Genomic DNA, 16,785 nt, shown 5'->3' with positions numbered 1-16,785 from the left:
CCATTTTGATTGTAATTTAACGTAAAAACGGGCTAAAGCCCGTTCCTATTGATGAAAAAAAATCTTATTAAGTATGCGCCTTTCTTAATTTAATCAGGCTTAAAATAAACAGCCCTAAAATTCCCAGCACGAAATACCCTTCTGCAACTTCCAGCTGAACCTGAGGTCTTATAACCGCAACAATTCCGTAGCTGATGGCTGAAGTGATGATAAAAGCAACACCGCCGGTAAGTCCGCCTGCTATTCCTGCGGAATTAGGAAATCTTCCGATACAGTAGGAGAAATAATTGTTAAAGATAAATCCGGCCGTAACGTGAATCAGAAATGCAAAGGCAACCAGGCTGTAGATATTATTGGAAAAAAAGGAAGCAAAAAACATAAGGACAATCAACAGCAGCTGAATGAAATTCGCATTCCGTATTTTCGGCAGAAATGCTTTATTAATCAATGCTTTTCCTAAGAATCCTCCCGTCATCCATGCAAATCCCAAAATCAGTGAGACATAACCTGCAACTACTTCAGAATAACCCATTTTATGCTCGATAATGAATGATCCGCAGAGATTGAAAAACATAATCATTGAATAGCTCAGTCCGCACATAATCATTCCGTAAAAAAAATCTTTGGCTTTGAACATCGTGTTGTATTCTTTAATAAGAAATTCAAGATGAAAAGGATTTCTTTTCTTGAGGGTTTCACCTGAAAAAATGAATTCCAGAATTAAAAGAAGTAAGCTGTAGCCCGCCAGTACGTAAAAGTTGGACTGCCATCCGAAGCTTTTTTGTAAATAACCGCCGATAAAGGGTGCAATGATAGGACCAACAGACCACACAATCGTCATGATGCTGAGATAATGTTTCCGCTCCTCTCCTTCGTAGACATCGACAAAAAAAGCCCTCTTTGCCACAACCGCAAATCCCGACAAAATTCCCTGCAGAATACGCATGGCATAAATCACAAAAATATTTTGGGTAGTTGCCGTAATTAAAAAGGAGGCGACAAACAAACCAAGCGACAGCATGGAAATCCTGTATCTCCCGAATGAATCTACAATACTTCCTGCAAAAAACTGCGTCAATCCATAACTGATTAAAAATATGGAAAGCGTCAGTTGAATATTACTTTCCGGTTGGTGAAGCTCTGTCGCCATACTTGGCATAGACGGCAGATAAATGTCTGTTGCCAAACCCGACATCGGAATTACGGCGAATGCCAGAATCGTCGCAATAAACTTATTTTTTTCTTTTAGTGTAACCATTTTTAAACTCGTAAAATTCAGGTTTCCTGATGAAAAACCTAAAAGTAATATTTAGTTATTGACCAATTTCATTGCGCCTTCGCTGTATCGTGGGCCAATGTTTGGATATTTTATTAAAATCGAATCAAGTGTTTCAAGATCAGCCTGAGAAAGCTCAATATTCGCTGCTTCAATGTTTTCTTCCAAATATTGAATACGTTTCGTTCCCGGAATCGGAATAATATCTTCACCTTGGTTCAGCACCCATGCTAAAGCCAGCTGCGTTCCTTTGATCCCTTTAGATTGAGCAAATTCATTGATTTCTCTTGCAAGATTTCTGTTATTTTCCAGATATTCTTCCTGATAGCGGGGCAGTGATTTTCTGAAATCATCATCTCTGAAATTTGCAGTCTCATTAATATTAGAAAAAAGCCCTCTCGCCAATGGTGAATACGGTACTAAGGTAATTCCAAGCTCCCTGATCGTTGGAAGAATTTCTTTTTCAACATCTCTTGTCAGTAAAGAATATTCTGACTGTAATGCAGTAATCGGGTGAATTTTATGTGCTTTTTTAATGGATTCCGCAGAAGCTTCCGACAATCCTAAATAGCGAACTTTCCCTGCTTTAACCAAATCAGCCATTGCACCAACGGTTTCTTCAACGGGAATATTCGGATCTATTCTGTGCGCATAATACAGATCGATTTCGTCAATTTTCAGACGCTGAAGGCTAAGATCTACCGCTTTTTTAATCCATTCAGGGGAACCGTCAAAATACGTTCCGGGAAGCCCGCTGTGACCGGCTGTTCCATCTTTAAAACGAAACCCGAATTTTGTGGCAATAAAAATTTTATCCCGGTTCGGAACCAACACTTTTGAAATTAATTTTTCATTTTCGCCGTTGGCATATACATCGGCTGTATCCCAAAAGTTGACCCCCGAATCCAATGCTTTGTGCAGCGTGCTGATGCTCTGCTGCTCGTCGGTTGGCCCGTAGGCTGTACTCATTCCCATACACCCTAAACCAATGGCAGAAAGTTTTTTTCCTGTGTTTCCTAATGTTCTAAATTTCATGATAGCTTGTGATTTAAAATTTGTAATACAAAATTATAACAGCAGTGGTTTGCATTCAATATAGAATTCAAACAAAGAATTATAAAAATCAAACAACAACATTTCTTATAGCATTGGGTGAGATTCCGGTCTGTTTTTTAAAATAGTTTGTGAAATAGGCAGGTTCTTCAAAGCCTAAACCGTAAGCAATTTCGGAAATATTCCAGTCTGTATGTTTTAATAATGCATTGGCTTCCTGGATGATCCTGGCTGCAATCTGCTGGCTGGTGGTTTTTCCGGTAATCTCTTTCACCGAACGGTTTAATGAATTAACATGAACGGATAAGCTTTCTGCGTAATCGACCGGGCTTTTTAATTTTAAAAATCTTTGCGGGCTGTCGATCGGAAACTGTCTTTCCAGCAACTCCATGAATAAAGAAGTTACTCTCTGAGAGGCATTCTGATAAAATTCAAAATTTTCTGCGGGATGTATTTTCATGGTTTCATGAATCAGAAGATGCAGATATGCCCGGAGCATATCATATTTGTGCAGATAATCCGACTGAATTTCAATCATCATTTTCATAAATATATCAGTAACTGTTTTCTGCTGTTCTTCATTGATAAAGAAAACCGGGGTTCCCCCGATTCTAAAAAGCTGAGAATCATGGAGATTCCCCAAACGGTTTCCGTCATGAACAAACTGATCGGTAAAAAGACAAAAAAAACCTTTCTGATCATTATTTTCCGCTTCCCATGAATAGGGAATTAATGGGTTTGAAAACAATATTGCGGGACGGTCTACGTAAATCCATTTATCGGCATAATGCAATTTACCCTTTCCTATAATGAGTGAAATTTTATAATAATCCCTTCTGCTGTAAGGAGTTATTAAAGAGCAATTTTCTCGTGTAAATACATTAAAATGGCCTATTCCCGGGGTTTTAGTGCATTCCAGCCCGACACGCTTATAAAAACCTTTTATTGTTTCATTAAATTCCATTCATCAAAATTATAAAATTCAAACAAAATTTAACATAAAAATAACAACAATAGATAAAATAAAAACAACCGATCTTGTGAAGAGTCATTTAAAGTTGAATGCTGAATAAATTACTACAGTTTATATATCAATTTTAATTTGTAATTTTAAAAGGAGAAATTCTCAAATCATTCATTAACACCGAAAATCTCAATATCATGGAAAATATAAAATTTCACATATCTCCCTATGAGGATGAGCTGCAGATGCTGATTGACGGTAAAAAATCCGGCTATATGTCTATCGAGGTTGATGGCAGACTGCTGATTGTTTATTACACCAAACTTGACGAAGATCTTGAAGGCAAAGGCTATGCTAAGATGCTGCTGGATGAACTTGTGCGCTATGCGGAAGAAAAAGACCTACTAATAGACCCAGAGTGCGATTTTGTACGCCGGCAATTTGAAAACCATCCTGCACGCTACAAAAATATCTGGCATGCTTAATTATTCAAATTCCCACCATTTTTCAAAATAATGCTTTGCTGAATTAAGATCTACAGGCTGGCCGATCATGGGAATTACAAGAGACAGATTCTTACTTTCGGCGAGGCTTGTCACTTTTTTTAAAGGTTCATTCCAGGCATGCAGAGCAAGAGCAAACTTGGAGGAATGTACCGGAATAATATTTTTGGCTTTCACATCAATACTTGCCTGAATTACATCTTCCGGCAGTGCATGAATGTATTTCCAGGCTTCATTGTACTGTCCGTTTTCGATAATCGCATAATCAAACGGCCCGTAAGTCTCTCCGATTTCTTTAAAATGAGTATCATAGCCGCTGTCGCCACCAAGAAATAACCTTTTGGTGGGTGTATTGAGAACATAGGAAGTCCACAAGGTAGTATTTCTTCTCATCTTGCGGCCTGAAAAATGCCTTGCCGGAGTAAATATGATACTAATTGTATTCTTCAGCTCAACTTCAGCGCCCCATTCTTCCTCGATCAGCTGCTCCGGTTTATAGCCCCACCGTTCAAAATGTGCACCTACTCCCAAAGGAAGAACTACTTTTCCAACTCTGTTTTTGATTGCTTTTACGGTCGGATAATCCAGGTGATCGTAATGATCGTGGGTGATAACAAGATAATCAATTACAGGAATATCTTCAGGCTTAAAAATATCTGCTCCGGGAAATGCTTTATTAAAAAACTTAAAAGGCGAACCGTAAGAACTCAGCACAGGATCAATCAGGAAAGAAACGCCGTCGGTCTGCATATAATAAGATGAATGCCCAAGCCACACAAAAACATCCTGATCTTTAGAAAAACTTTTCAGATTGGTATGAATCGACGGAATTTCTGATGAAGGTTTTACATGAGGATTTTTTTTATTAAACAGAAAATCAAACATCACTTTTGGCATCGAATATCCTTCTGCCAATGCCGGAGTATGGGAAATATTATGAAACTGTTTATCCTTATAATAACGGGATTGCTGTATTCTGAGCAGCCTTTCTCCTTTTGCTTCGGCACCAAAGACTTCCTGCCCGGTTACGATAAAATACAATAAAACAAGTAAAAGAACCAGACCGATAAGTATGTAAATCATTTTTTAGATTAATGTTAATGGATGATATTATTGAATAAGACGGTTCATGAAAATAAAACCTTTAATTTATATGAAAAAAGTACACCTTTTTTTTAAACATAATAACTAAAATTTTAATTTTGAAATAAAAAAGTGCAGAAAAATTATTTCTTCCTGTTATTTCTTCTTTTAATGACAGCCTGCGGTTCTGTCCGGAAACACAACGAACTGCAGAAAATATCTATTCCACCTGAAAAATTGAAGCAGGATGTAGATTTTGCATATTCTAAAATTAAAGAAATGCATCCACAGCTTTTCTGGTATATATCACAACAGCAACTTGATTATAAATTCGACAGCATCAAAAAAACCATCAATTCACCCCTTACACCGCTCCAGTTTTATTTTAAGCTGCAGCCGGTAATTTCAGATATCCGTGAAGGTCATCTTTCCCTGAGAATCCCTTCCAAAAGAATCAGCAAAAAAGAAATTAAAGAGCTGGAAAATAAAAAAGGAATGTTCAGCCGTTTTGATTATTATATTGATGATGACCGCCTTTTTATCATCCGTAATAAAGATTCGATTGAAAATATCAAACCCGGAACAGAAATCCTGTCCATCGACCATACGCCTGTTTCTTATTATATTGAAAGATACAGGAAGCTCATTAGTACCGACGGATTCAACACCACCTTTAAACCTTATTTCCTGAAAGATCTGTTTTTCAGCTATTATGTGGCGGAAAAAGGCTTTCAAAACAAGGCAATTATTGAAACCATTTATAATGGTGAGAAAAAAACCTATCAGCTTACACGCGAATCAAAATCTGAGGATGATTTAAAGAAAGAAAAAGAAAACAAAAAAAGAACGGATGAGAAAAAAATCAATGATTATGTTGCTTTAAGTGATTCTTACAACAGAAATTTCAGGTTTCTGGATAAAGACAGCAGCACCGCTTATATTCAGGTAAGGAGTTTTTCCGGAGTATATTCCGGAAAGTTTTATAAAAATGCTTTTGAAAAAATAAAAAATGCCCGGTCAAAATATCTCATTATTGACATAAGAAATAATTATGGCGGCTCTCTGGAAGAGATTCATAAGCTGTATTCCTATCTTTCTCCCGAACCGTATATTTTGATTAAACCTTCCCAGGTGAACTCTGCAACAACGCCATTAAAGACCAACTATTTCCGGAAGGGAAATGCATTGCAGTATACCTTCAAAACTCTTGCATATCCTGCTTTCTTCTTTGCGCAGACCTTCAGCACCTACAAAAAAGACGGAAAGTTCTATTATAAGATAAAAGCCGACAAACTCTCAAAACCAGATAAAAATGCGTTCACCGGAAAAATCTTCGTGCTAATCAACGGGGCCAGCTTTTCAGCATCATCTATCCTTACTTCAAAGCTTAAAAATGATAAGCGTGCTGTTCTTGTGGGTGAGGAAACCGGGGGCGCCAATGACGGAACGGTAGCCGGATTTTATTCCTACCAAACCCTGCCCAATTCAAAAATAGATCTGCCCATCGGACTTGTTTTCGTACAGCCGGATATCACCCCTACAAATACCAAAAAAGGCGTCGTTCCTGATATTCCCGTTCAGGAAACAATGGATGATATCATCAACAAAAAAGATCCTCAGCTCGATTGGATTCTCAAGGAAATTAAAAAGGAAAAAGCGGCAAATTAATCATGTTTAAGTTGATGATTAAAAACATATTGAAAGTACTTAAAATATTTGCTTTTACAATACTTATCTGGTTTCTCAGTCATTCGGTATTCATCATTTATGACGGATATACTGACAATGGTGAAAAAGCGGATCTTGCCGTGATACTCGGAAATAAGGTTAATGAAAACGGAACCTTATCCAAACGGCTCGAAATGCGGCTGAAAACCGGTGTACAACTATTCAAAAACAGACACGTAAAACGTCTTCTAGTAAGCGGCGGACTGGGGAAAGAGGGTTTTTATGAAGGTGACAAAATGAAAGAGTTTCTTATACTACAGGGCGTTCCGGATTCCCTGATCATTGTTGATAATCTCGGAAACAATACCAGAGCTACTGTTGAAAATACTTTAGCATTACGAAAACAGATTCGCTTCAACAGTATTATCGTCGTTTCACAATACTTTCATGTTTCCAGAACAAAAAAATTGTTTCGTGAGAAAGGCTTTAAAAATGTAAGCAGCGCAAGTCCGGATTATTTTGAATGGAGAGATCTTTACGCTGTGGTGAGAGAATTTCCGGCTTATTATACCCAGTAAAAGGTTTCGGCGGCTTTCAGCCGCCGAAACCACTATTTAAGCTCATCAACAAGATCCTCAATCTGCCTGATAAATTTGCCGTAAAACTTTTTGAACCACCAATTTCCCATCACAAAAAGCAGAGGCATTACAACCACGATGCTGCCGATAAGAATTCCTGCAATCGTAAGATGTGACAAAGGAACCGGCCGTGGAATAAATTCGAGGACAATAATAATTTCGCACACTAAAAACGGGACAAAAGAAAGATAAAAAGAAGAATAATATTGCTTATTGAGCTCGAACTGATGAAGCAGGTCTTTCAGGCTGTCGTAGGTCTTCATCATCGGGCTGCTCATATTCTTGTACAGTTTGAAAAACTTACTGAAAAAAAAGAAAGTCACAAAAACCATGGATGCAATAAGAATCGTAATATAAAACTTAAACTTAAACGGACCGGGCGATAATGCGATGACACCGAAAGCAAAAATAAAAATCCCTACCGTAGACCAGAATTCCATGCGCATGTTGCTGCGGATTTTCTCCAGCGGAAGATTGATTTTAGCCTTCTGCTCCATGCTGATCTCCGGGGTACCTTCAAAAGAATCATCCTCGTTCCATGTATTTTTTAATTCATCGATATTCATAACAATTGATTTTAATATTTTGATTCATTTGAGTTTAATATATCTTTAAGCTTATTTTTTGCGCGGTTCATCTTTACCCGCACATTTCCTTCAGAGATTCCCATCTGTTCGGCAATTTCCTTCCCCGAAAAATCTTCAAGATAATAAAAGATAAAGGCTTTGTCGATAGGATTCAGCTGGTTGATAGCTTTGTACATCGCATTCAGTTTTTCTTCTTTTTCATTATTAAATTCTTCATGGGCAATCTTATATTCCGTGTAAGATCCGCTGCTGATAAAACTTCTTTTTTTCTCATTCTTAAGAAAAATAATAGCCGTGTTAAGAGCAATACGATACAGCCAGGTAGAAAATTCACTTTGCCCCTTGAAATTGGGATAAGCCTTCCAGACCTGATAGGTAATTTCCTGGAAAAGATCATCACGGTCGTCCTTATCGTCCATGTACATTTTAGAAATCTTGAAAATGATTCCTTTATGCTTTTCCATTTTATCTAAAAAATCCTGTTCTGTTGAGGCCATAATTTCGTACTCTCTGGGAAGTTAGTCATCTCTTTGGAAAAATGTTACAGCAGATGTTTAATTTTTATAAATGTTCTTCCCGTAATTTTATTTGAATCTGACGTAATGCTAATTACAAAATAAATGGCTTAATATTTGTGATTCTTGAGGTACACCAAAAAAATATAAATATGCCTTTTATTACAAAACAGGACGATCAAAACGTTCAGCTTTACTATGAAGACTTAGGAATCGGACAACCCATTATTTTAATTCACGGATGGCCGCTGAGCGGAAAATCCTGGGAAATGCAGATTCCCGTTCTCCTCAATCTCGGATACCGCGTTATTGCTTACGACAGAAAAGGATTCGGAAAATCATCTCCGAGTTTCGACGGTTACGATTATGACGGATTAGCAAAAGATCTTCATGAAATCATTACACAGCTCGAACTTAAAAATGTAATCCTTTTCGGATTCTCAATGGGTGGTGGCGAAGTCGTTCGCTACATGACCAATTACGGAACCGAAAACATCGATAAAGTAGCTTTAATTTCATCCATCATTCCGATTGTCAAGCAAAAAGACGACAATCCGGACGGCGTTCCGCAGGAAAAGCTGGATGAAATTATGAATGCTTTGAAAACAGACCGTATTACCTTCCTGGAGTCATTTCACAAAGACTTCTACAATGTCGGACTGCTTTCAAAAACAGTCAGCCAGAAGCAGCTTGATTACGATTGGGCGATTGCTTCATTCGCCAACCCTATTGCAACAATAAAATGCGCGGAAAGCTGGGCCAACACCGATTTCCGCCCCGAATTGAAAAATGTAACGGTAAAAACACTGATTGTACACGGAGATTCCGATAACATCGTACCGATTGACACCGCAGGAAAGCAGGCCGCGCAGGGAATTATCAACAACGATTTCATGATCATAGAAGGAGCTCCACATGGTCTTAATGTTACCCATGCCGAAGAGCTCAATGCAATTATCAGCAGATTCCTCACTTCGCAATAACAATTCTCTTCAATATATGTTTTGATTTCATTAATCAAAAATCCGCAGCACCTTTGGTGCTGCGGATTTATTTTATGATGTAAATTATACGGTCTTTGGCACAATCATCCGTGTAAATCAGAGAAATCTGCGGTTAAAGAGATTCTTCACGCCCCTCCGCTCTGTTCAAAATGACAGAAAATCAAAACATTCAACAACACAATAAATTCCCCTCCCTCGGAGGGGTGGCGGGAATTCAAAGAATTTACGACGGGGTGGTTTAAAAAAATCACAATATTGACAATTCACTCAAAACAAGCATTTATTGTTTTGCCAAATTTTTCCTGTTTCTAATCTCATGAACAAATCCTCTATCATTCTGACGAAGAAAGAATCTCACCCAACACGATAAAACACAATCATCCGTGTAAATCAGAGAAATCTGCGGTTAAAGAGATTCTTCATGCTGCACCGCTCAAAATGACAACAGTTCACCTTTCGTTTCCAATCTAAAAAATATAATCCGTGCTCAGGAAATTAGAATCATGATCCCTCACAATCGTATTCAAAAGATTCTTATTAGAATCCGTAACTTTCGCCGCTACCAGCGATCGAATCGAGAATGAACGCAACGCATCAAACACCGAAAGCGTACCTTCCGCACTATCTTTTCTTCCCGTAAAAGGAAAAACATCAGGGCCACGCTGAGCCTGGCAATTGATATTCACCCGGCTTACCAAATTCACGAAAGGGTCAATCAACTTCGAAACTTCCAATGGATCTTCACTGAAAATACTCACCTGCATTCCGTGATCTGCATTCACCTGATAATCGATCGGTTCATCAATACTCTCAAAAGGAACCACCGGGATTACCGGCCCGAACTGTTCTTCATGATACAGCTTCATGTCGCTGTTCACCGGATAAACCACAGCAGGAAAGAAGAATGATTCCTCACCAAAGCCACCGTTTTCGTTAAGAACTTTCGCGCCTTTTGACTTTGCATCTTCAATACATTCCTTCAGATAAGGCGGTTTATTTACCTCCGGAAGCGGTGTTATCTTAACATCCTTTTCCCATGGAAGCCCCGGTTTTAAAGCAGCAACAGCAGCCGTCAGCTTTTGGGTAAACTCTTCTGCTACATCTTTCTGTACGAAAATAAGCTTCAAAGCCGTACAACGCTGTCCGTTAAAAGAGAGCGATCCCAGGATGCATTCGTTGACTGCAACATCCAGATTCGCATTTTTGGTAACAATCGCTGCATTTTTGGCATCCAAACTTAAAATAGCACGTAAACGATTAACCTTTGGGTGAAGCTTTTTCAACCCATTCGCCACTTTACTCGAACCGATGAAAGCAAGGACATTCACCTTTCCGCTTTCCATAATCGGGGTGATGATCTCAGATCCTTTTCCGTACAATGTATTGACCGTTCCTTTAGGAAATGCCTCCTTAAAAGCTTTTAACAGCGGATAATGCGCCAGAACACCATGCTTAGGAAGTTTAAACAAAATCGTGTTTCCCATAATCAGCGCAGGAATAAGCGTGGTAAATATTTCATTTAAAGGATAATTGAACGGTCCCATGCTCAGAACCACTCCCAAAGGAGCTCTTCTGATCTGTGCGATTGTGCCTTCTGCCTGCTGGAAACGGGACGACTCGCGGTCAAGATCCTTCAGCGCATCAATCGTCTGGTTGATATAATCTACCGTTCTGTCAAACTCTTTTGTGGAATCGGCCAAAGTTTTTCCGATTTCCCACATCAGAAGCCTGATGATCACATCGCGCTCCTTGATCATCAGATACACAAACTTCTGCATGCATTTGATTCTTCCTTCCACCGACATCGTAGGCCACTCTCCCAGCCCGTTGTCATAAGCTTTCACACAGGCCTCCAGAACATCCATTGCTTCTTTCGGGCCGATATTGGGAACGCTGCCCAAGAGTTTGCGCTGCAGTCCGTTTTCCGTAGGAATGCAAACCGGCGAGTAAATTTCCTGAACGTCACCACTCCACACGACCAACTCTCCATTAAGGAGGTATTCGCGCTGATGGATTTCGGGAACTTTATACTCTTCGGGAATTTCGTTGTAAGATTTGAATATTTCGTGAAATGAAGGTGCGTTTGATGGTTCCATAGATCTTCTTTATTAATTAATAGTAAGTGTTTTTTATTTGAATAGAATAAAGGTAGACCTAAAAATTGATTTTAAAAAGGTTGAATTAATAGATTTGTTCTATTTAAAATAAAATTAATATGATATCTAAAATTCTCCATCCCTCGAATAAGTAAGACAAAAAAATTCCCCTCCAATGGAGGGGTGGCAAAAATTTGAAAAAATTTTTGACGGGGTGGTTTAGAACATCCATCACTGCAAACCGCCGAACTATCAAACAAGTATCTATTGTTATAAAAACATCATTCGCATTTGTCATTCTGACGAAGGAAGAATCCCATCCACCACCATAAACACTCAATCATCCGTGCAAATCCGAGAAATCTGCGGTTAAAAATTCTTCACGCCGCTTCGCTCTATTCAGAATGACACAACCAATACCAATCAACACCAATAAAAATTCCCTTCCAATGGAAGGGTGGCAAAAATTTGAAAAAATTTTTGACGGGGTGGTTTAGAACATCCATCACTACAAACCGCCGAACTATCAAACAAGTATTTATTGTTATTAAAACATCATTCGCCACTGTCATTCCGACGAAGGAAGAATCTCATACACCCCCATAAAAACTCAATCATAAATGCAAATCCGAGAAATCTGCGGTTAAAAATTCTTCACGCCGCTTCGCTCTATTCAGAATGACACAACCAATACCAATCAACACCAATAAAAATTCCCCTCCATTGGAGGGGTGGCAAAAATTTGAAAAAATTTTTGACGGGGTGGTTTAGAACATCCATCACTACAAACCGCCGAACTATCAAACAAGTATTTATTGTTATAAAAAATCATTCGCATTTGTCATTCCGACGAAGGAAGAGTCTCACCCACGCCATAAATACTCAATCATCCGTGCAAATCCGAGAAATCTGCGGTTAAAAATTCTTCACGCCGCTTCGCTCTATTCAGAATAACAACAACCCACTTCAAAACAATTACTCATTGTTTTAAGATCACCGTTTTACCTTCATCGTCACTACAATAACGCCGTTTTTCGCTTTCCTTCCATAAGCGGCAATAGCAGGCTCATCTTTTATAATCCGTACGCTTTCAATATTTTGGGTATCAATGTTTCTGAATCTTTTCTCACTCATTACTTTTCCATCAACCACATACAAAGGAACATTCGTTCTTATGCTTTCGGAATGGATGCCTCCCAGAACAATATTTCTCGTTTTAACAGAATCCTGTTGTACAGGCGAAACCACTTTTCCTTTAATTTTTTCCCCGTCCAGGCTGTCGCGTTTAGGTTCGCATTGCTGGGCTTTAACAGCGGTAAATCCTCCGGCGGTCAGGATAAAACCTACCGCAAACTTTGCGAAAAGGTTGTTGATAAAGGAAAACTGCAGGTCGCGGTTGAGCTGTGACGTTTTAAAACGCCCGCAGACATTTTCCGAATTTTGCGAAAAAGCGTCAACGATTTCTTCATCGGGAACGGCGGTAAAATCTTGTACGGTTTTAGAGCATACGGAGCAGAATCTTCCCTGTTCAGCGGGAGACATCCGGTTCCAGTTTTCATGACATGGGGTTGGTATCGTTAGTTTCATAGCATACTTTTATTATAAAGATGCAGTGCCCGCTGAAAAGGTTGGAAAGGCATGTCATTTATTTTCCATAATCCTTCCGTACAGTCATAAAAACCCCAGCGCGGTGCTGGGTCGATAAAGCTATTCGCTTTTAGGCTGATCGTTTTCTTTGCCTTTTCCGTATGAAGAATTTTTGGCGGCTTTTACCAGTTCGTTCACATCGTTATAGAAAAGCTCCCATCCCGGTACGTCCTTCATGGCCGTGAGCAGGTTGAAATACGATTTCAGGTTTTTCTCAAGATCCTTTCGGATGGCCGATGCGCTGGACATCTGACGGAGGTCTGCATTGGCTTCCGCCTGATCGGCGAAGATCAGCTCAAAAGCTTCATGCTTTGTTTTCATCTCGTTGAATGCTGCATCAAGAGAAAGGGCGGTGATTTTCTGTGCGTTTTCAGGGCGTTCCAGTTCCTCAATCAGCTTTTTCATCTGGGCAGTCTGCGACGAATAGCTTAATCGGTTCAGGTTCAGTCCGAACTGCTTAAACACCTGGTACAGCTCTTCGGCCAGCTGATAATTGACTGCCGTGGAAAGCTTGCGGTAGCCGTTGAGAAATGCCTTGAGGCTTTTGTACGCAGCATCGCGTGCAGAATCTGCACTGGCAACATCCGCTCCTTTCCCGCTGTAGATCTGCTTGGTGTACACCTCATCATACGCCGCATAAGACGTCTGTATCGCTGAGACAAGAGGATGGTTGGAAATAACAGGGTATTTTCCCGACTGGGCATTCGAAATAATTCTTTGAGCAAGAGTAGCCAGATCTTTGGTACTCAGCCTCACTAATGAGATTTTCATACTTGAAATGTGTTTTTATTGTTAATTATTTATGAATTGAGACGAACAAATATAAAAAATTCTGCATTTAGTTTAAAACATTTTGCGGGAAACAAAATGCAGTTTCATGAAGTTCCCCACAACTTGCAGGAGACTTCATGCAATTGCAGGAGGTTATAAACAGACTTGTTTTATACAAAATGCAGATGCAGAAGGTTTCCCGCAAGTTGTGGGAGACTTCATGCAGTTGAAGGAGGTTACAAACAGACTTGTCCTAAGTAAAATTCAGATAGAGAATGCTAGTTTAAAGATTTTTCTAAGTTTTCGCGAGTATAAGAGTTAATATGATAATTTGATTTATTTTTTAGTTATTTTTTTTGATTATTATGGTAAACCTCATTTTTAGAATATTATTAATCGTTATATTTGAATTTATAATTAAAACTAATAAAAATGGGAGAGTGGTCCAAATCAGTTGGAGAAAAAGGTGAAAATGTTTGTAAATTTATTTTTGAAAACATTCTAAATTTTAATTCACTTATAGAGAATGAATCTATTTCTTGCATAAAAGGTTCAAAACACAGAAAAAAAAACTCAGAATCAAATAGAAAAACACATGGAATAGATGGTTTAGTATCGTATCGAAACCCATTAGAAGACTACAGTCTAGACATCGGGATTATTTCCTCCAAATATACTGCTGATTCATATCCAAATTCTCCGACCACAGTTTTCAAAGAACATTTAGCAGACCTAGCACAGACAATTGAATGTTTTAGTAATTCTAAAATAATAAATAACCTTAATCAAAATTATACAGAAGTTACAAAAACGGAAACTGTTGGAATCTTAGTTTGGCTATCAAATAAAAGCGATTTAAGCTTCGATTTAATTTCAAAGGTTAACAATATACAAATTGACAGTGATTTAATTTTTGACAGAATTATCCTGCTAGATAATAATAAGGTTACTTTTTTATATGACAGTATTTTCAATGTCAAAAAAACATTCGGTTCTGAAAATGTTGATTTTGTATATCATAATAGTGGATTAAATATTGTTTCACAGCAAAATTCTTTTGGTAAAATTTTTCCTTTAAATTATTTATATTCCGATATAATCGCATTACGGATTATATCTAAAGAAGGTATATTGCTGTCAATTTTTATCAATGATTATTTTGAAGAATCAAAGTTTGCACAATTTTTAAATTTTGCAAAATCATTTGACCACTTAAATTCAGTTAATAAAATAATTTTAAACTTTAGAAATTATGATTACTTAATAAATGAAAAAAGTGTAAAAGAAAAATTAACTAATTTTCCAATGTATATCTTAAATAAGAATTTAGAGATTAATCAATTCCCTTCCGATTTTCGAAATAAATAGTTTCACAAAATGAATAAAGAAATCTTACCTCAAGGTGACTACATACGTCAATTACTTGTTAAATCAAATATAAGCAATTCAAATATTAACTTATTATTACGGGAAAAGGGCATTTTTCTTGGACATAACGAAAAAAATAATTCTGTTCCATTATTAATGAAAAGCATTATTAGCCCAAATGATTATGAATCATTATATGAAACTCAAAAGTCAAAAGAAGAAAGTATTAAATACAGGACTTCTTCAATAAAATGTTCGAAAGATTTTGATTTTCCAGAAATTTTAACTGAAAAAATAGATATCAATCAATTAATAGTTGAAAGACATACATATAAACCAAATTACCAAGTTATCGGTGAACCTACATTTTACTTTGAAGATGTAAATACAGCTGTATATGATTTCAAAATTGTTAGAGAAAATCTTTTAAATGATTGGACTCAAAATAAAACTTATCATAAAGGTTCTATAACTTTAAAAAAAAACTCAGAAGGTGATATTCAAATTTCAGTTCAACAAAACTCAACTTCAAAAGAAACATTGGAAGTCAACTCAATTATTATTAATTCTTTAAAGGAAAATCTGTTTAAAAAAGCTATTATAAAATCTGCCAATGACATAATAACCGTAAAATTTAATCATTTTGACAATACTACGAGAATTCAATTTTTTTATTCATTTACAGAAAACTTTAATATTTTTACTGAGTATGTTTCTACCACAGATATTGAGATTTCTTTAGATGAGAGTGTCGATAGCCATCCAGATGTTAAAATTTTCTTAGATGAGATTGATAATTTAAGGATAAATGGCAAAGATTTACAAAATCATATTTTATTAAATAAAATCCAATATTACCCCAAATTAATTTTTGGTTCGATCAAATTGAAATACAAAGTTAATTATGAAGGAATTCCCGCATTTGCAACAATTAATTTAGGGTTTCCAGACTATGTGAAATCAAAAGATGAAAATTCCGATTTTCAAATCACTATTGATTTACTATTTAACAAGCAACATAAAAATAGTAGTAACGAAAATAAAATTAGAAAAAAGTTGCTTGAAATATTTGAAATAAAGAAAGTTGAAAGTTATGAGAAACTTAAAAAAATCTGAACTTTGGCAGAGTGTGTTTAAATAATACCCAATATAGTGGATTTGTAGTCCGTGGTAAGTACATAAATAAAATGTAAATCCGTGTTATTTTAAACACAGTTTTTTATTTTAACATTATTAAAATTCAGTAGAAATACGGAGATTGATAAATTGCTGTTTTTCTATATTTGATACGACAATGTAAATCATCAGTAAATATGGCAAAAAAAAACGGTTCAAATAAAGCAACATCATCAAAAGTAGCAAGTAAAGCTTCTAAAGTTTTAAATAGTCCATCAACTGGAAAAAATTCAAAAGCTTCTGCGGGAAGTGCTCTTTCGCAAGCAAAAGATTCTAAAAAGACCACTTCAAAAAAGACAGCAACAGCCGCATCAAAAGTTTTGAAAGATGAAAGAACTTCTTCCGATTCAAAAAGTATAGCAGGAAGTACGTTAAGCCAAAAAGAAGGTAAAATCAAAACAAATATCAAAGGAACAGGACCCAGAAATAAATAATT

Annotated in this window: 16 protein-coding genes; 7 read left to right on the top strand and 9 right to left on the bottom strand. The window is 37.1% G+C overall.

From position 1 onward, the window contains the following. Positions 1 to 67: 67 nt before the first annotated feature. The 3 genes from SOP96_RS11980 to SOP96_RS11970 form a co-directional block, all read right to left on the bottom strand. Positions 68 to 1,258: an MFS transporter gene (locus SOP96_RS11980; protein WP_326321175.1), complete on the bottom strand. Its 1,191-nt coding sequence runs from the start codon at positions 1,256 to 1,258 to the stop codon at positions 68 to 70. A gap of 51 nt (positions 1,259 to 1,309) precedes the next feature. Beyond that, complete coding sequence (locus SOP96_RS11975; RefSeq protein WP_326321174.1) at positions 1,310 to 2,311, bottom strand: aldo/keto reductase; 1,002 nt, start codon at positions 2,309 to 2,311, stop codon at positions 1,310 to 1,312. An 88-nt stretch (positions 2,312 to 2,399) separates the two neighbouring features. After that, positions 2,400 to 3,293: a helix-turn-helix domain-containing protein gene (locus SOP96_RS11970; RefSeq protein ID WP_326321173.1), complete on the bottom strand. Its 894-nt coding sequence runs from the start codon at positions 3,291 to 3,293 to the stop codon at positions 2,400 to 2,402. Positions 3,294 to 3,490: 197 nt separating this feature from the next. Here SOP96_RS11970 and SOP96_RS11965 point away from each other — a divergent pair, with 197 nt between their 5' ends. Further along, positions 3,491 to 3,778, top strand: coding sequence for a GNAT family N-acetyltransferase (locus tag SOP96_RS11965; protein ID WP_326321172.1), 288 nt, complete (start codon positions 3,491 to 3,493; stop codon positions 3,776 to 3,778). Here the strand turns inward: SOP96_RS11965 and SOP96_RS11960 are convergent, their stop codons facing one another. Further along, positions 3,779 to 4,879, bottom strand: coding sequence for an MBL fold metallo-hydrolase (locus SOP96_RS11960; RefSeq protein ID WP_326321171.1), 1,101 nt, complete (start codon positions 4,877 to 4,879; stop codon positions 3,779 to 3,781). 132 nt (positions 4,880 to 5,011) lie between these two features. Here SOP96_RS11960 and SOP96_RS11955 point away from each other — a divergent pair, with 132 nt between their 5' ends. Together SOP96_RS11955 and SOP96_RS11950 are read left to right on the top strand one after the other, a co-directional pair. Then, complete coding sequence (locus SOP96_RS11955; protein WP_326321170.1) at positions 5,012 to 6,547, top strand: S41 family peptidase; 1,536 nt, start codon at positions 5,012 to 5,014, stop codon at positions 6,545 to 6,547. Positions 6,548 to 6,576: 29 nt separating this feature from the next. Further along, positions 6,577 to 7,125, top strand: coding sequence for a YdcF family protein (locus SOP96_RS11950; protein WP_326321169.1), 549 nt, complete (start codon positions 6,577 to 6,579; stop codon positions 7,123 to 7,125). A 32-nt stretch (positions 7,126 to 7,157) separates the two neighbouring features. Here SOP96_RS11950 and SOP96_RS11945 read toward each other — a convergent pair whose 3' ends face one another. Together SOP96_RS11945 and SOP96_RS11940 are read right to left on the bottom strand one after the other, a co-directional pair. Then, positions 7,158 to 7,751 carry a hypothetical protein gene (locus tag SOP96_RS11945; RefSeq protein WP_326321168.1) on the bottom strand — a complete coding sequence of 198 codons (594 nt, stop codon included), beginning with the start codon at positions 7,749 to 7,751 and terminating at the stop codon, positions 7,158 to 7,160. Between the two features lie 11 nt (positions 7,752 to 7,762). Next, positions 7,763 to 8,269, bottom strand: a complete 507-nt coding sequence (locus SOP96_RS11940; protein WP_326321167.1) for an RNA polymerase sigma factor — start codon at positions 8,267 to 8,269, stop codon at positions 7,763 to 7,765. A 170-nt stretch (positions 8,270 to 8,439) separates the two neighbouring features. On the opposite strand from SOP96_RS11940, the gene SOP96_RS11935 reads away from it, so the two are divergent. Further along, the gene (locus SOP96_RS11935; RefSeq protein ID WP_326321166.1) at positions 8,440 to 9,270 is read left to right on the top strand and encodes an alpha/beta fold hydrolase; all 831 of its coding nucleotides are present in this window, start codon (positions 8,440 to 8,442) and stop codon (positions 9,268 to 9,270) included. 488 nt (positions 9,271 to 9,758) lie between these two features. Here the strand turns inward: SOP96_RS11935 and SOP96_RS11930 are convergent, their stop codons facing one another. The 3 genes from SOP96_RS11930 to SOP96_RS11920 form a co-directional block, all read right to left on the bottom strand. Continuing rightward, positions 9,759 to 11,387 (bottom strand): NADP-dependent glyceraldehyde-3-phosphate dehydrogenase, encoded by a 1,629-nt coding sequence (locus tag SOP96_RS11930; protein WP_326321165.1) that lies wholly within the window; start codon positions 11,385 to 11,387, stop codon positions 9,759 to 9,761. A 993-nt stretch (positions 11,388 to 12,380) separates the two neighbouring features. After that, entirely contained in the window at positions 12,381 to 12,974 is a 594-nt protein-coding gene (locus SOP96_RS11925) for a TonB-dependent receptor plug domain-containing protein (protein WP_326321164.1), read from the bottom strand. Between the two features lie 120 nt (positions 12,975 to 13,094). Then, positions 13,095 to 13,805 (bottom strand): DUF6261 family protein, encoded by a 711-nt coding sequence (locus tag SOP96_RS11920; RefSeq protein ID WP_326321163.1) that lies wholly within the window; start codon positions 13,803 to 13,805, stop codon positions 13,095 to 13,097. A 432-nt stretch (positions 13,806 to 14,237) separates the two neighbouring features. Between SOP96_RS11920 and gapS4a the strand changes: the two genes are divergently transcribed. The 3 genes from gapS4a to SOP96_RS11905 all read left to right on the top strand — a co-directional run bounded on the left by gapS4a (position 14,238) and on the right by SOP96_RS11905 (position 16,783). Next, positions 14,238 to 15,173: a GapS4a family protein gene (gene gapS4a, locus SOP96_RS11915; RefSeq protein WP_326321162.1), complete on the top strand. Its 936-nt coding sequence runs from the start codon at positions 14,238 to 14,240 to the stop codon at positions 15,171 to 15,173. A 9-nt stretch (positions 15,174 to 15,182) separates the two neighbouring features. Next, complete coding sequence (gene gapS4b, locus SOP96_RS11910) at positions 15,183 to 16,289, top strand: GapS4b family protein (protein ID WP_326321161.1); 1,107 nt, start codon at positions 15,183 to 15,185, stop codon at positions 16,287 to 16,289. 197 nt (positions 16,290 to 16,486) lie between these two features. Continuing rightward, entirely contained in the window at positions 16,487 to 16,783 is a 297-nt protein-coding gene (locus SOP96_RS11905) for a hypothetical protein (protein WP_326321160.1), read from the top strand. Positions 16,784 to 16,785 lie beyond the last annotated feature (2 nt).

Source organism: Chryseobacterium salviniae (assembly GCF_035819015.1).
GTDB lineage: Bacteria > Bacteroidota > Bacteroidia > Flavobacteriales > Weeksellaceae > Chryseobacterium > Chryseobacterium salviniae.
The sequence above is the reverse complement of the archived record's forward strand: the minus strand, read 5'-3'. Positions and strand labels throughout refer to the sequence as shown.

Coding starts and splice junctions, on each gene's coding strand:
- SOP96_RS11980 (WP_326321175.1), bottom strand. CDS start 1,258: ATGGTTACACTAAAAGAAAAAAATAAGTTTATTGCGACGATTCTGGCA.
- SOP96_RS11975 (WP_326321174.1), bottom strand. CDS start 2,311: ATGAAATTTAGAACATTAGGAAACACAGGAAAAAAACTTTCTGCCATT.
- SOP96_RS11970 (WP_326321173.1), bottom strand. CDS start 3,293: ATGGAATTTAATGAAACAATAAAAGGTTTTTATAAGCGTGTCGGGCTG.
- SOP96_RS11965 (WP_326321172.1), top strand. CDS start 3,491: ATGGAAAATATAAAATTTCACATATCTCCCTATGAGGATGAGCTGCAG.
- SOP96_RS11960 (WP_326321171.1), bottom strand. CDS start 4,879: ATGATTTACATACTTATCGGTCTGGTTCTTTTACTTGTTTTATTGTAT.
- SOP96_RS11945 (WP_326321168.1), bottom strand. CDS start 7,751: ATGAATATCGATGAATTAAAAAATACATGGAACGAGGATGATTCTTTT.
- SOP96_RS11940 (WP_326321167.1), bottom strand. CDS start 8,269: ATGGCCTCAACAGAACAGGATTTTTTAGATAAAATGGAAAAGCATAAA.
- SOP96_RS11935 (WP_326321166.1), top strand. CDS start 8,440: ATGCCTTTTATTACAAAACAGGACGATCAAAACGTTCAGCTTTACTAT.
- SOP96_RS11930 (WP_326321165.1), bottom strand. CDS start 11,387: ATGGAACCATCAAACGCACCTTCATTTCACGAAATATTCAAATCTTAC.
- SOP96_RS11925 (WP_326321164.1), bottom strand. CDS start 12,974: ATGAAACTAACGATACCAACCCCATGTCATGAAAACTGGAACCGGATG.
- SOP96_RS11920 (WP_326321163.1), bottom strand. CDS start 13,805: ATGAAAATCTCATTAGTGAGGCTGAGTACCAAAGATCTGGCTACTCTT.
- gapS4a (WP_326321162.1), top strand. CDS start 14,238: ATGGGAGAGTGGTCCAAATCAGTTGGAGAAAAAGGTGAAAATGTTTGT.
- gapS4b (WP_326321161.1), top strand. CDS start 15,183: ATGAATAAAGAAATCTTACCTCAAGGTGACTACATACGTCAATTACTT.
- SOP96_RS11905 (WP_326321160.1), top strand. CDS start 16,487: ATGGCAAAAAAAAACGGTTCAAATAAAGCAACATCATCAAAAGTAGCA.